At 60.3% G+C, this 13,519-nt stretch carries 14 protein-coding genes; 8 read left to right on the top strand and 6 right to left on the bottom strand.

The window, feature by feature from the left end; genetic code table 11:
• Positions 1-26: 26 nt before the first annotated feature.
• Positions 27-1,271: a tRNA epoxyqueuosine(34) reductase QueG gene (gene queG / locus HB376_RS29645; RefSeq protein ID WP_213767242.1), complete on the bottom strand. Its 1,245-nt coding sequence runs from the start codon at positions 1,269-1,271 to the stop codon at positions 27-29.
• A gap of 17 nt (positions 1,272-1,288) precedes the next feature.
• On the opposite strand from queG, the gene tsaE reads away from it, so the two are divergent.
• Together tsaE and HB376_RS29635 are read left to right on the top strand one after the other, a co-directional pair.
• Complete coding sequence (gene tsaE, locus HB376_RS29640) at positions 1,289-1,852, top strand: tRNA (adenosine(37)-N6)-threonylcarbamoyltransferase complex ATPase subunit type 1 TsaE (RefSeq protein WP_213767241.1); 564 nt, start codon at positions 1,289-1,291, stop codon at positions 1,850-1,852.
• Positions 1,834-3,390 (top strand): N-acetylmuramoyl-L-alanine amidase, encoded by a 1,557-nt coding sequence (locus HB376_RS29635; RefSeq protein WP_213767240.1) that lies wholly within the window; start codon positions 1,834-1,836, stop codon positions 3,388-3,390. The genes tsaE and HB376_RS29635 overlap by 19 nt, the downstream gene beginning before the upstream one ends.
• Positions 3,391-3,478: 88 nt before the next feature.
• On the opposite strand, the gene HB376_RS29630 is transcribed toward HB376_RS29635, so the two are convergent.
• Together HB376_RS29630 and HB376_RS29625 are read right to left on the bottom strand one after the other, a co-directional pair.
• On the bottom strand, positions 3,479-4,363 hold the full coding sequence (locus tag HB376_RS29630) for an EamA family transporter (RefSeq protein WP_213767239.1): 885 nt from the start codon (positions 4,361-4,363) through the stop codon (positions 3,479-3,481).
• A 254-nt stretch (positions 4,364-4,617) separates the two neighbouring features.
• Positions 4,618-4,908 (bottom strand): hypothetical protein, encoded by a 291-nt coding sequence (locus HB376_RS29625; protein ID WP_213767238.1) that lies wholly within the window; start codon positions 4,906-4,908, stop codon positions 4,618-4,620.
• 241 nt (positions 4,909-5,149) lie between these two features.
• Here HB376_RS29625 and HB376_RS29620 point away from each other — a divergent pair, with 241 nt between their 5' ends.
• Positions 5,150-6,049: a pirin family protein gene (locus tag HB376_RS29620; RefSeq protein ID WP_213767237.1), complete on the top strand. Its 900-nt coding sequence runs from the start codon at positions 5,150-5,152 to the stop codon at positions 6,047-6,049.
• Positions 6,050-6,147: 98 nt separating this feature from the next.
• A complete protein-coding gene (gene trxA, locus HB376_RS29615) occupies positions 6,148-6,996 on the top strand; it encodes a thioredoxin (protein WP_213767236.1) in 849 nt (282 codons plus the stop codon).
• Positions 6,997-7,089: 93 nt separating this feature from the next.
• Here trxA and HB376_RS29610 read toward each other — a convergent pair whose 3' ends face one another.
• Positions 7,090-7,950 carry a tRNA threonylcarbamoyladenosine dehydratase gene (locus HB376_RS29610; RefSeq protein WP_213767235.1) on the bottom strand — a complete coding sequence of 287 codons (861 nt, stop codon included), beginning with the start codon at positions 7,948-7,950 and terminating at the stop codon, positions 7,090-7,092.
• A gap of 340 nt (positions 7,951-8,290) precedes the next feature.
• Here HB376_RS29610 and pdxH point away from each other — a divergent pair, with 340 nt between their 5' ends.
• The 3 genes from pdxH (at position 8,291) to HB376_RS29595 (ending at position 11,511) form a co-directional block, all read left to right on the top strand.
• Positions 8,291-8,947, top strand: coding sequence for a pyridoxamine 5'-phosphate oxidase (gene pdxH / locus HB376_RS29605; protein WP_213767234.1), 657 nt, complete (start codon positions 8,291-8,293; stop codon positions 8,945-8,947).
• Between the two features lie 204 nt (positions 8,948-9,151).
• On the top strand, positions 9,152-10,366 hold the full coding sequence (locus tag HB376_RS29600; RefSeq protein ID WP_213767233.1) for a cyclopropane-fatty-acyl-phospholipid synthase family protein: 1,215 nt from the start codon (positions 9,152-9,154) through the stop codon (positions 10,364-10,366).
• Positions 10,294-11,511, top strand: a complete 1,218-nt coding sequence (locus HB376_RS29595) for a DUF72 domain-containing protein (protein ID WP_346730606.1) — start codon at positions 10,294-10,296, stop codon at positions 11,509-11,511. The genes HB376_RS29600 and HB376_RS29595 overlap by 73 nt, the downstream gene beginning before the upstream one ends.
• Before the next feature lie 66 nt (positions 11,512-11,577).
• Here the strand turns inward: HB376_RS29595 and msrA are convergent, their stop codons facing one another.
• Positions 11,578-12,138, bottom strand: a complete 561-nt coding sequence (gene msrA / locus HB376_RS29590) for a peptide-methionine (S)-S-oxide reductase MsrA (RefSeq protein WP_213767232.1) — start codon at positions 12,136-12,138, stop codon at positions 11,578-11,580.
• A gap of 255 nt (positions 12,139-12,393) precedes the next feature.
• On the opposite strand from msrA, the gene HB376_RS29585 reads away from it, so the two are divergent.
• Positions 12,394-12,903 carry a flavin reductase family protein gene (locus HB376_RS29585; protein ID WP_213767231.1) on the top strand — a complete coding sequence of 170 codons (510 nt, stop codon included), beginning with the start codon at positions 12,394-12,396 and terminating at the stop codon, positions 12,901-12,903.
• Positions 12,904-12,934: 31 nt separating this feature from the next.
• On the opposite strand, the gene HB376_RS29580 is transcribed toward HB376_RS29585, so the two are convergent.
• A complete protein-coding gene (locus tag HB376_RS29580; RefSeq protein WP_213767230.1) occupies positions 12,935-13,432 on the bottom strand; it encodes an Lrp/AsnC family transcriptional regulator in 498 nt (165 codons plus the stop codon).
• Positions 13,433-13,519: the final 87 nt, after the last annotated feature.

Raw genomic sequence — 13,519 nt, 5'->3', positions numbered from 1 at the left:
CTGTAAGCGTGAGGTCATGCTTGAGGTCATGCTTCCTGGCGCAGCGCCCATTCGACGTGTTCGCGCACCAACTCTGAATCATCCGTGGCGCGGGCGTTCAGTGCATTTCGTATTGCCGAGCGCTCATCGGCGCCCAATGCCGGCGAGCGTAACGCGTTGCCCATCGCTACCGCAATATTACGCAACCATCGCTCATGTCCGATGCGGCGAATCGCGCTGCCCTGCATGCGTTCATCGAAATCATGGGCGCTCCAGCCGAACAGCATCACGAGCGACGCGCGATCGAGCCCGTGACGTACATCGAAATCAGCGACCGGTGCGGCCTGCGCGAACTTGTTCCACGGACAGACGAGCTGGCAATCGTCGCAACCATAAACCCGATTGCCGATCAGCGGTCGCATCTCTTCGGGAATGCTGCCCTTCAACTCAATGGTCAGGTACGAAATGCAACGGCGCGCATCCACGCGATACGGCGCAACGATCGCGCCGGTCGGGCAGGCATCGATGCACCGTGTACAGCTTCCGCAGTGCGCGCCGTCGTGTTCGGGCGCTTGATCGGGGTTGGTCAAAGCGTCGGCGGGCAGCGGAATATCCACCAGAATCTCGCCGATAAAAAACAGCGACCCGGCATCACTTTCCAACAGCAGCGTATGTTTTCCGCGCCAGCCGTTACCCGCCTTTTGCGCCAGCTCGACCTCCAGAACGGGCGCGGAATCCGTAAATACGCGATACCCGTACGCGCCAATCTCGGCTTCTATGCGATCGGCCAACTGCTGCAAGCGGCTGCGCATGACCTTGTGATAATCGCGGCCACGAGCATAGACCGACACGACCGCAGCCGCAGGATCGTCTATTCGCGCCCATTCGGCCGCGCGCCAGTCGATTGCCTGACCGTCCGCTGTCGCAGTACTTTCGCGCGCCTTGCCGTCGAGCGTCGATGCAGGCAGGTAGGCCATTCGAACTGTAATAACACGTCGCGTGCCGGCCACAAGCTCGGCTGGCCTTGCGCGTTTCATCGCATGTTTGGCCATATAATCCATCTCGCCGTGATAGCCTGCTTCGAGCCATGAGGCCAGGCCTTCCTCGGCTTCCGTCAAGTCGGCGTCGCTGACGCCGACTGCACCGAACCCCAGCTCGCGCCCCCACGCCTTGATGCGTAGCGCGAGTTCCGCCAGCGCGGCTTCGTCGTCAAGTCTGAAGTGGCGCGTGTCCGCGACGGCGTCGTCTGACGCGCTCTCGCGTTCCACAGGGTGTTCCGGCAAACGGTTCATCACGACATTTTACGAGAATGCCCGACAGCCTCACTCGATCGTTTGCAAACCCTCCCGCCGCGCTGCTCGAACGCCGCTTCGACCTGCCCGACGAAGACGCGACACTCGCCTTCGGTGGCCGCTTCGCGAAAGCGATTCTCGCCGCTCGTCTGGCGCGTTCGAACACTTCGAACACTTCGAACGAACGTTTTCCGGGTTTGCAGGTCCAGTTGATCGGTGACCTGGGCGCGGGCAAGACCACGCTGGTGCGCGCGACGCTGCGCGCCCTCGGTCACGCGGGCCGCGTGCGCAGTCCCACTTACACGCTCGTCGAACCCTACTCGCTTGCTACGGAAACGGGTCCGCTCGAGCTCTATCACTTCGATCTTTATCGTTTTGCCGATCCAGCCGAATGGGCCGACGCCGGCTTTCGCGAATACTTCGATGCAGGCGCGATCTGCCTGGTCGAATGGCCGCAGCGCGCGGGCGGTTTGCTGGGTGTGCCGGACCTCGAATTCACGCTGGAACAGGAAGGCGAAGGCCGCGTGCTGATAGCGCGCGCGTTTAGCGAAACAGGAAAGTCATGTCTCGAAAGCTGTTGATCAAGCCGTTTCATTCGATCGAATCGACCGCCACGGCCTCGCACAACTGGCGGCGGCGCCAGGTGCTGCGCGCGGGCGCTTCGACTATCGCGCTCGCGCTGCTCGGACCGAAGCTCGCGTACGCGAGCTCGGTGCTCGGCGTGCGCGTGTGGCCGGCCCGCGATTACACCCGGGTCACGATCGAGTCCGATCAGCCGCTGCAAAACACCCAGCAACTGCTGCAGGGTCCGGACCGGCTCGTGGTCGACCTGAATGGGCTCGACCTCGATCAGGAACTGAAGGATCTCGTCTCGAAGATCACGCCGAACGACCCGCAGATCCAGTCGGTGCGTATCGGGCAATATCAACCTCATGTGGTACGGATGGTGTTCGACCTGAAGGGGTCAGTGAAACCGCAGGTGTTCACGCTGACGCCGATCGGCAGCTACAAGTATCGGCTGGTCTTCGATTTGTATCCGGCCGTTGCCCCCGATCCGTTGATGGATTTGCTCGCCCAGTCCGAGCACAAGCAACAAACCTTCGATCAGACCAACCCTAATCCGGCGCCGCCGCCGGCCACGCTGAGCGGCCCCGCCACGCCGCCGAAAGCGAACGCGCCGGACAACACGGACGAGTTTTTTCAGAAGTACGCGCAGTCCGATCTGCCGCGCGCACCTGTGTCGTCTTCTCCATCAATACCGATTCCGCCTATTGCAGCGATTCCGAAGCCCCGGCCCACGGTCAAGTCCGCGCCGCCTACAGCTTTGGCGAACCAGGACGACTCGTCCGACAGCGATACCAGCGACGATTACGGCTTCGCCAACCCGAAGAGCAACAAGTCCGGGACAACGCGCCTGCTCACGGTTGCGATCGACCCGGGCCATGGCGGCGAAGATCCGGGGGCGATCGGCAGCGGCGGAACGTACGAGAAGCACATTGCCCTCGATGTCGCGAAAAAGCTGCGCGCCAAGATCGATGCGCAGCCGAACATGCGAGCCATGATGACGCGCGACGCCGACTTCTTCGTGCCGCTCAACGTGCGTGTGCAGAAGGCGCGTCGAGTGGGCGCGGACCTGTTCGTTTCCATTCACGCCGATGCGTTCACCACGCCCTCGGCGCGCGGTTCGTCGGTATTCGCACTCTCCGATCATGGCGCTTCGAGCGCGGCTGCCCGCTGGATGGCGAACAAGGAAAACTCGTCGGACTCCATTGGCGGCATCAATGTGACGACGCAGGACGCGAGCGTCAACCGGGCGTTATTCGACATGTCGACGACCGCGCAGATTCGCGACTCAATGCGCTATGGCAATTTCGTGCTGAACGAGATTGGCGATATCAACAAGCTGCACAAGGGATCGGTGGAACAAGCCGGTTTTGCGGTGTTAAAAGCACCGGATATCCCGTCGATCCTGGTGGAAACCGCGTTTATCAGTAACCCCGAAGAGGAGCAGCGTCTGAACGACGACGCTTATCGCGACAAGATGGCTAACGCGATCATGAAGGGCATCAAGCGGTATTTTGCGGCCAACCCACCACTCGCAAAGAGCCGGATGACGTAAAGGGCCGGATTGAGCGCGGTTGAGCCCGATTCGCTCGCGCTCGGCCACAGGCGGATCAAGCCCGGCGCGAGCGAACCGCGCCGGCCTTCTAACGCGCCGCCGATAAAAACCGCTCTCTCAACCATCCGCCGAACACGTTCACCATCAATCCGGCCATCACCAGCACGGCTCCCGCGAATTGCATCGGGCTTAGCCCTTCATCCAGCAGCAATGCCGCCGAAGCCAGCCCGACAATGGGCACGAGCAACGAAAACGGCGCGACCTGACTTGCCGGATAACGCGCCAGCAGCTTTCCCCACAACGTATAACCGAGCATCGTCGCAATAAACGCGAGATAAACGATCGCCAGGACCGACGTGAGGGATATGCCCGACAGACTGGCCGAAATGCGAGCCGGCCCCTCCACCATCAGCGAGAGCGCGAGAAACGGCAGCGGCGGCACCAGGCTCGCCCAAACCACGAGCGACAACAGGTCGACCTTGCCCATGCGCTTCGTGATGACATTGCCCATGCCCCACATGGACGCTGCTGCGAGCGTGAGCATGAAACCGGCAACGGTCATGGCATGCCCGGCCTGAACGCCGATCACAGCCAGCCCGCATGCCGCGATCAGCAAACCTGCGACGTTCGGCCCACGAAAGCCTTCGCCCAGAATCATGGCCGCGAAGATCAGCGTGAAAAACGCTTGCGCCTGCAACACCAGCGACGCAAGGCCGGCGGGCATGCCAACGGACATTGCGTAGAAAAGCAGTACGAATTGCCCAAACGAGATGGTCGCGCCATAAGCGAACAACCAGCGAAACGGAATGGCCGGGCGCTTGACGAAAAACACGGCCGGGAACGCGACCAGCGTGAAGCGCAACGCGCCAAGCAGCATCGGCGGAACACCGTGCAAGCCCACCTTGATCACGACGAAGTTCACGCCCCAGGCGAGAATGACAATCAGCGCGGACAACAAATCCTTGGGCGACATCGCCGTCTCCGTGAGTTTTATTCGAAGCTGCTCTCAGGATCAGACCGGAGCCCGGAAGCCCCGAATTCAGATCGAACGCAATTCGACACTGTAGCGGACGATTTTGCAAATACGTTGTACAAACTCACGCCATAGCCCATTCGGACAAGGCAATCCCGCATCACACGTCTCAAAGAAAAAGCGCTTGCGCCGGTTAGGGCGCAAGCGCTTTTTCTTTTAAACGTTACCTCCTGAAACGCCCGCGGCGCCCCAACCTACTTGCCTTGACCATTCTCCGTCGCGGCACTGGCGCCCGTCTCGACGGCAGGCGTCCTGCTCGGGTTAGCCGACTGGCCGGTCGACGACTGCTTGTTCGCGGGCTTGCGCATCTTGTGCTGCTTTTTCATCGGCGCCGATGCACCGTCGGACATGTCGGCGCCTTGCATCGGCGATGCGGTGGGCATGGACGCCGCGTTCGACGAATTGCCGTTCGACGTCTGGGCGTAGGCGCCTGCAGTGGCGAATAGTCCGGCAGCAACGGTGATCAAAAGCGTGTTCTTGGTCATTGTTAAACTCCTGTCTAGGCCAGGCGGAAAGGTCCATCGAAACGGACTATCAAAAGGGCTATCAAAACGGTCCATCGGAAGTTGCACAGTTCGCTGGTTCTCACGGTCACCAAGCTCGTCAGCGACCCGCTGCTCCGGTTTGAACGATCGGCCGAATGGCTTATCGCCCGGATACCGCTTGCGTGCTCCCACACGACGCCCAGTAGAATTGCATTTCCGAGTACGCAATCCGGACGTCCTTATGTCTTCCACAATCCAAGCGTTTCTCACGCCGCATCAGCACGACGTCGGTGGTCTCATGGTGCGTCGGGTACTGCCTGCACTGGCTGCCCGCACCATCGGACCGTTCATTTTCTTCGACCATATCGGCCCTGCAACGCTCGTGCCTGGGGTAGGGCTGGACGTGCGCCCCCATCCGCACATAGGCCTCGCGACGGTCACGTATCTCTTCGAGGGAGCGATCATGCATCGCGACAGCGTCGGCTCAGTCCAGAAGATCTCGCCCGGTGACGTGAACTGGATGACGGCCGGCGGCGGCATCGTGCATTCGGAACGCACGCCGGACGAGGAACGCGCCGCCGGTCAGGACATGCACGGCATCCAGACATGGGTCGCGTTGCCCGTGGCGGACGAGGAGTGCGCGCCGTCGTTCGAGCATCATCCGGCCGCGACGCTGCCACAAGTCGAACGCAACGGCGTGAAGTTGCGGGTGATTGCAGGCAGCGCCTTTGGTGAAACAGCGCCGACCACCACGTTCTCGCCCACCCTGTATGTCGCGGCGCAATTTTCGGCGAACAGCGCCGTGACGCTCGATACTGAACATGACGAACGCGGTGTCTATCTGGTGGAAGGCGATCTTTCCATTGATGGAGACGTGCTGCCCGCTGGCCAGATGGCGGTCCTGAAGACGGGGTATTCTGCCGATCTGCGCAGCACGAACGGCGCGATCGCCATGCTGCTCGGCGGCGCGCCGCTGGACGGCCCGCGCTTCATCGAATGGAATTTCGTCTCGAGTTCGAGGGAAAAAATCGAGGCCGCAAAACTCGCGTGGAGCGAACAGCGGATGGGACAGGTCCCCGGCGAAACGGAGTTTATCCCGTTGCCGCCGCCGCGCCAGCGCGCCAATCCGCCTGAGGCTTGAGGTCCGGGCCGCCGCTGAATCAGGCATGCACCCGGTTGAACTCGGCCGGCTTGCCCCAAGATAACTGTTCATCGCTCACGCGTTTCTGGAGGAACACAATGGATACAACACTCGCCACGTTCGAACAGGACGTAATCGCCGCGTCCACGCTTGCGCCGGTGCTCGTCGATTTCTGGGCGCCGTGGTGCGGTCCATGCAAGACGCTCGGCCCGATGCTCGAGCGGCTGGAAGCGGAAGGCGCGGGCAAGTGGAAGCTGGTAAAGGTGAACGTCGATGAAAATCCGGAGCTGGCGCAGCACTTCCAGGTGCGCAGCATTCCGCACGTGGTCGCGTTCGCGGACGGCCATGCCGTCGACCAGTTCATCGGCGTGTTGCCGGAAGGCCAGTTGCGCGAATTCATCGACAAACTGGTTCCGGACGGTGCTGAAGCCGAGCGGCGTGCCGCGCATGCGGCCTACGAGGCCGGTGACACCGACCTCGCCATTGACCATATCAAGGCGACGCTGGCACTTGATCCCGGTTACGACGACGCGCGGCTGGACCTGATCGAGTGGCTGCTAGCCGCCGGCCGCACCGACGAAGCACGCGATGAAGAAAAGCTGTTGTCGCCGAAAACGACGCAGGGAATCGACGCCCGCTACAACGCGCTAAAGACCGAACTGGACGCCGCCGATGCCGCCGAGAGCCTTCCGCCCGCCGACGCGCTGATCGACGCCGTGAACGCCAATCCAGACGATCTGGAAGCCCGTTTCGCATTGGCCAACCGGCTGATTGCAGGCCGCGACTACAACGGTGCGCTGGAGCATTTGTTCGCGATCGTGACGCGCGACCGCAAGTTCATGGACGACGTGGGCCGCAAAACCATGCTGTCGGTGTTCGGCCTGGCGGCACATCAGCCGGAGGTGGTTTCGCAATGGCGCCGCAAATTGAGCGCGGCAATTAACTGACGCAAACTGACGCATTAAATGCCCGGAGGCAAAACCTTTCAAATCGTTTAAATCGATATTTGCAAGAAGGGCATTTTCTGACTCACGCGGCGTTTAAGCTCGCTTCGCGATTTCCCGCAAGACATAGGCGGCGGCGGCAAATCCAAAACTGGCTGTCACGCAGACACTCGATCCAAACCCCGCGCAATTCAGTCCGACGGGTCCCGCCGCAGCGGCTGCCGTTTCTTCTGATCCGGCCGCGTCGCTGGCGTCGCGAGCAGGTGCTTCCGGATAGATCAGCGGCTCGTCGGAATAGACTGCGCTCACCTTGAACTTCGCTTTTGGTCCACGCGGAAAGCCGTGCAATTTGCGCAGTTGCCCGCGCACTTTCGAGAGCAGCGGGTCCTGGATCGTGAGCGCCAGATCGTCGATACGAATCCGCGTCGGATCGAGCTGACCACCCGCCCCGCCGACGGTGATCAACGGCTGTCCATGCTCGACGCACCACGCAATTAGCGCCGTTTTCGTACGCACGCTGTCAATGGCATCGACCACGAAATCGAAACCGCCGCCCAGCACCGAATCGAAGTTGGCAGGCTCGATGAAATCTTCGACCTGCTCCACGCGGCACGACGGATCGATCAGGTGAATGCGCTCGGCCATCGCGCTGACCTTGGCCTTGCCGTAGTTGCCATCCAGCGCGTGGACCTGGCGGTTCGTATTGCTTTCGGCCACGTTGTCGAGATCGATCAGCGTCAGGCGCCCGATCGCATTGCGCGCCAGCGCTTCGACCGTCCACGAGCCCACGCCGCCAATCCCGATCACCGCCACATGCGCGCGTTCGAACGCCGCGAGCCCGGCCGGACCGTACAAACGCGCCACGCCACCGAAGCGCCGGGCACGGTCCGCCGCTTCAAACTCCGGCGCGGCGGAGGTAAAATTTAAAGCATCGGCAGAGGCAGCAAAAGCGGTCATGGTGAGGTCGGCGGCAGGTAAGCAGAACAAGCAAAAACAAGGCAAGGAGGCGTCAAGGCAGCGCCTGGCAGCACCGGTTCGCGGTGACGCGCTATCGCAACGATAGAACCAGAGATCAGCAAGAATTCGCTGAATTGCGTATTCTGCCTTATCGAAGATTGGCCGTAAGAAATCACCGGTCAGTTTTTGAAAGCAAAATGAAAATAATTGCCGAATTGAGTCAAATTTTGTCGCCCGGGATCATGATCTAAATCACGGAAGATCAAAGGGACATTGGCGGTAAAGCGCAGAATTTGAATACCTTGGCTATACTAATGCGATTGAAGCGTTTGCATAAAAAATGACGACCCTCGCTGATCTTAGAAAGAATTATTCCATCGGATCGCTGGAAACATCCGACGTGGATCCCAACCCGATTCGACAATTCGAAACGTGGTTTGCGCAGGCGCTCGACGCACAATTACCCGAACCCAATACCATGACGCTCGCGACTGTCGACGAGCGCGGCCGCCCTTCGGCACGCATCGTGCTGATCAAGGGCGTCGATGACCGCGGCTTCGTGTTCTTCACGAACTACCTCAGCCGCAAGGGTCATGAACTCGCGAGCAATCCCGCCGCGAGCCTGCTGTTTTACTGGATCGAACTCGAGCGCCAGGTGCGTATCGAGGGCTCCGTCGTCAAGACAAGTCCGGAAGATAGCGATGCGTATTTCGCATCGCGCCCGCTTGGATCGCGAATAGGCGCGTGGGCGTCGGAGCAGAGTGAAGTGATCGAAAGCCGCGCGGTGCTTGAAGCCCGCGAGCGCGAATTGATTGCGAAATACGGTGACAACCCGCCGCGTCCGCCACATTGGGGCGGCTACCGGCTCGTTCCCGACACCATCGAATTCTGGCAGGGCCGTCCGTCACGGTTGCATGACCGTGTCGTCTATAAACGTGCTGCACACACGCCTGGTGGTAACGGCCAGCAATGGCAAATCGTCCGCCTGTCGCCTTAGCCTTAGCAAGACTTCGACCTTCGCCGGGTTCCTCGTGGACCCGCATTGACTGGACCCACGTTAAAACGCGTCTCGTTGCGGCGTGTCCGGGCGGTGAAGGGCAAGGGAGAAAAGCAAGCGATAAGGCATCGCGAACAATGTGGAAAACGTGCAGTGCAATCGACCCGGTTTGGCTTCATTTTCATCTGAGCGCGGAGAACGAGCATGTTTTGGGAGAAAAAGCTGACGCAGTGGGTGCAGGACATTCGGGACCGGGCGAACCTGCCCGCCCGGCTGGTACTGTGGGATGGACAGCAACATGACTTCGGAAGTTTCGCGGCGCCGCAAGTCACGCTGCATGTGAAGAGCGCGACCGCCCTTCCGTATCTGCTCGAACCGAGTCTGGACAACCTCGGTGAAGCCTATGTGAAGGGCAAGATCGACATTGAAGGCAAGCTATCGGACATCATCAATATTGGCTACGGGCTGGCCAAGAACACGGTCACGAGCGCGAGCAAGCTGGCGCGCGTGCGGCGCTACTTCAATCATACGAAGGCGTCGGACAAGAAAGCCATTCAGTACCACTACGATGTGTCGAACGAGTTCTACGCGCTGTGGCTCGACAAGAACATGGTCTACTCGTGCGCGTATTTCGAGAACGGCGATGAAGACCTCGCGACCGCGCAGATCAAGAAGATCGACCACATTCTCACGAAGATCCAGTTGCAACCGGGCCAGCGTCTGCTCGACATCGGCTGCGGCTGGGGTGCGCTCGTCTTGCGCGCCGCCCAGAAATTCGGGGCGAAATGCGTGGGCGTCACGCTCTCGCAGAACCAGTTCGATCTCGCCACGAAGCGCGTGAAAGACGCCGGGCTGGAAGGCCAGATCGAAATCCGCCTGCAGGATTATCGCGACGTGCAAGGCCAGTTCGACCGGATCACGAGCGTCGGGATGTTCGAGCACGTCGGCCGCAAGAACCTGCCCGCTTACTTCGCCAAGGTGCGCGAACTGCTGGTGGACGACGGCATTGCCATGAACCACGGCATTACGTCGACCGACTTCGACAGCGGCGAGACGGCGCTTGGCGGCGGCGAGTTCATCGACCGGTATGTGTTCCCGGACGGCGAGTTGCCGCACATCGGCTTTGCGCTCGAAGCGCTGCAGGAAGGCGGTCTGGAAGCGGTCGACGTGGAAAGCCTGCGCCGCCACTACGCGCGCACGCTCGACATCTGGGCGGAAAATTTCGAGGCGAACGCGGAGAAGGCAAAGACGCTTGTCGACGATGAAAAATTCCGCATCTGGCGCGTGTATCTTGCAGGCTGTGCGTACGCGTTTGAAAACGACGATGTTTCGATTTATCAGATCGTGTGCCGCAAGGCCGGGCGCAGCGCGAAAACGCTGCCGTGGTCGCGCCGGTATATCTACGACAAACCGCTCTGAGTTCCACGCCTGATCCTGGCGCTTCCCACGAACCCGCATCCGGTGATGAACCGGATGCGGGTTCAGAGTCGCACGCGAAATCCACGCCCCAAGTCGATCTGTTCGGGGCGCTGGAACAACCGCAAACGGCGGATGGCAAACCTGCTCCGGCAACTCCGTCGGACACAAAAACAAAAACAAAATCACGCGGCGGCGTCTTGCCCGTGCTCGCCGCGCACGAGCATCACGCGCTCGCCCAACGCCTTCCCGGCACCGTTCATATCGGCACCTCGACGTGGTCGTTTCCCGGCTGGCGTGACATTGTCTATGGCGACGAATATTCGTCCGCGAAGCTTTCCCGCGATGGCCTTAACGCGCTCGGCGCGCATCCGTTGCTGCGCTGCGTATCGATAGACCGTTCGTTCTACGGTCCGTTATCGGTGGCGGACTATGCGCGCTACGCGAACCAGGTGCCGGCCCATTTCCGCTTCATTGTGAAAGCGCCGGCTTCCGTCACCGATGCCACGGTCCGCGGCGACAAAGGCGCCCCCGCCGGCGATAACCCCGCCTTCCTGAACGCGCGCATCGCCATCGATGAATTCGTGCAGCCGTGTATCGCCGGCCTGGGTGAAAAAGCCGGCGCGCTCGTGTTCCAGATTCCGCCGTTGCCGGATGCGCTGATCGTCGATCCAACCGCGTTCCTTGAGCGCTTGTCGGCGTTTCTCAACGCGTTGCCGCCATTGCCCGGCGAAAGTTGCTACGCGGTGGAATTGCGTGACGCCATCATGCTGACGCCGCGGTTTATCCGTGTGCTGCGTGACGCGAAGGTGCGTTATTGCGTCGGCATTCATGCGCGCATGCCCGATCCCCGGCGCCAGGCGAAGGCGCTCGCGCTATTGGACGAAGGCGGACTTGGGCCGTTGATCGTGCGCTGGAGTCTGCACGGCGGCTTTAAGTACGAGCAGGCGAAAGCGAAGTACGAACCGTTCGATAAACTCGTCGATGAAGATCCGGACACGCACGAAGCGCTCGCCGAACTCGCGCTGCGCTACGCGCTCGCAGGGCAGCCGGTGGTGATCGCGGTGAACAACAAGGCGGAGGGTTCGGCGCCGCTGACGTGTTTCAAGATCGCGCTGAACATGGCGGCAGCCTTGCCGCCGAAATAAGCCGCCGGCATAAAAAACGGGCTTCGATTTCGCGAAGCCCGTCCCGATCAATTACCCTTCAAACACTCAGCGTTTCAGCCGATGCGCGAACTTCTGCCTGAACTTCGCCACCTTCGGCGCGACCACGAACGCGCAATATCCTTGATTCGGATGCTGCTCGAAGTAGTTCTGGTGATAGTCCTCGGCCGGAAAATAATTGCCGTTCAGCGGCGTGACTTCAGTGACGATCTTGCCGTCGAAGATTCCTTCTTTCTGCAATTCGTCGATCACTTCCAGCGCGATCTTCCGTTGTTCGTCGGAGTGCGTGAAGATGGACGACCGGTACTGCGTGCCAACGTCATTGCCTTGCCGGTTAAGCTGCGTCGGATCGTGAGTCGCAAAGAAAATCTCCAGCACGTTGCGATACCCAATCACCGCCGGATCGAATTCCACCTTGATGACTTCGGCGTGACCGGTCGTGCCGTCGCAGACCTGCTCGTACGTTGGGTCCTTCACCTTGCCACCGGCATAACCCGATTCCACCGACAGCACGCCTTCAACGCCTAGAAAAACCGCTTCGGTACACCAAAAGCACCCGCCGCCAATGGTGGCGATTTCGCGCTTTGCCTGCTCGTCATGTTGCGTCATGCTGGCTCCTGGTTCGTGTTCCGCGAGCACTACCCAATGCGTGCGGAAGCTTGTGAATCAACCCTGCCAGCTTACTGGTTTTCGGGTGTCCGCGTTGCCTGTACGGCCTTTAGCATCGTGGCGAACAGGCTGATTCCGATAGAATCGTAACAATCGCCAATCCTCCGATGACTTCGAAAACTTCATCCGGCTTATTGTTTAGGTATTGTTCGCCGCCTGGATTTCGCCGATACCGTCGAACCTGAACCCATCCCGATGAAACGCGCCAATCCACCGAATTTCGACGCTACCGCTTTCCGCGATGCGCTCAGCCAGTTTGCGACCGGCGTCACCGTCATCACCACGCGCGCCGCGTCCGGCCAGTTGATCGGCATTACCGCCAGTTCGTTCAACTCTGTTTCACTCGATCCGCCGCTTGTGTTGTGGAGCCTCGCGACCAAATCTGCATCGATGCCCGTATTTCAGGCCAATAGTCACTACGTAGTCAACGTGCTCGCCGCGACGCAAGTCGATCTTTGCAAACGCTTTGCGACGGTCAAGGGCGACCGTTTTGCCGGCGTGTCACACGCCGCCGGCGACACCGGCATGCCGGTCCTCGACGGTGCGCTTGCGTGGTTCGAATGCCACAACCGCAGCCGTTATCAGGAAGGCGATCACGTGATCTTCGTGGGTCAGGTGGAGCGATGCGGCGTACACGAGAATGCAGCGGAGATAGCCCCGCTGGTATTTCAGGCGGGGCAGTTTCATACGCTTGGAGGGCTGTGACCGGGCTTGTCCACCTTGTCACGAGCTTGGGTTAAGTCACGGTGCCGGTTCTGTCGATCAAGGCGACCGGCACGCCCGCTTCGTCCTTCATGGTCTGAAGCACGATGTTCGAGCGGATATCGATCACTCCCGGCGCCTTGTAAAGCTTGCTCAGGATGAAGTCCGAGTAGTGCTTGAGATTGTGTGCAAGCACGCGCAGCACGTAATGGGTGTCGCCGGTCACGACAAACGCGCCCACCACTTCCGGCCATTCCCGCACGGCGGCCGCGAATTTCTCGTGCCAGTTTTCCTGGTCGTTGCGCATGGAAACATGGACGAACGCCTCCAGCTCCACGCCGAGCCGTTCCCGGTCCAGACACGCGCGATAGCTCGCTATTACCCCTTCTTCCTCAAGCAGCCGCATACGGCGCAGACACGCTGACGGCGAAAGCGAAATCCGCTCAGCCAGATCAAGGTTGCTGATGCGACCATCTTCTTGCAGCACCGACAAAATACGGCAATCCGTTGCGTCCAGTGAGAACCCGGTCATTTTTTAGTCTCCCTGCGGCTGTTTCATCGAATTATGTTCTAAGAGCCGTATTTTTGGGATGTTATTTCTAAATCACGTTTTGACCTA

Origin of the sequence: Caballeronia sp. dw_19 (assembly GCF_018449515.1) — a bacterium.
Lineage (GTDB): Bacteria > Pseudomonadota > Gammaproteobacteria > Burkholderiales > Burkholderiaceae > Caballeronia.
This window is presented reverse-complemented; position numbering and strand designations above follow the sequence as displayed.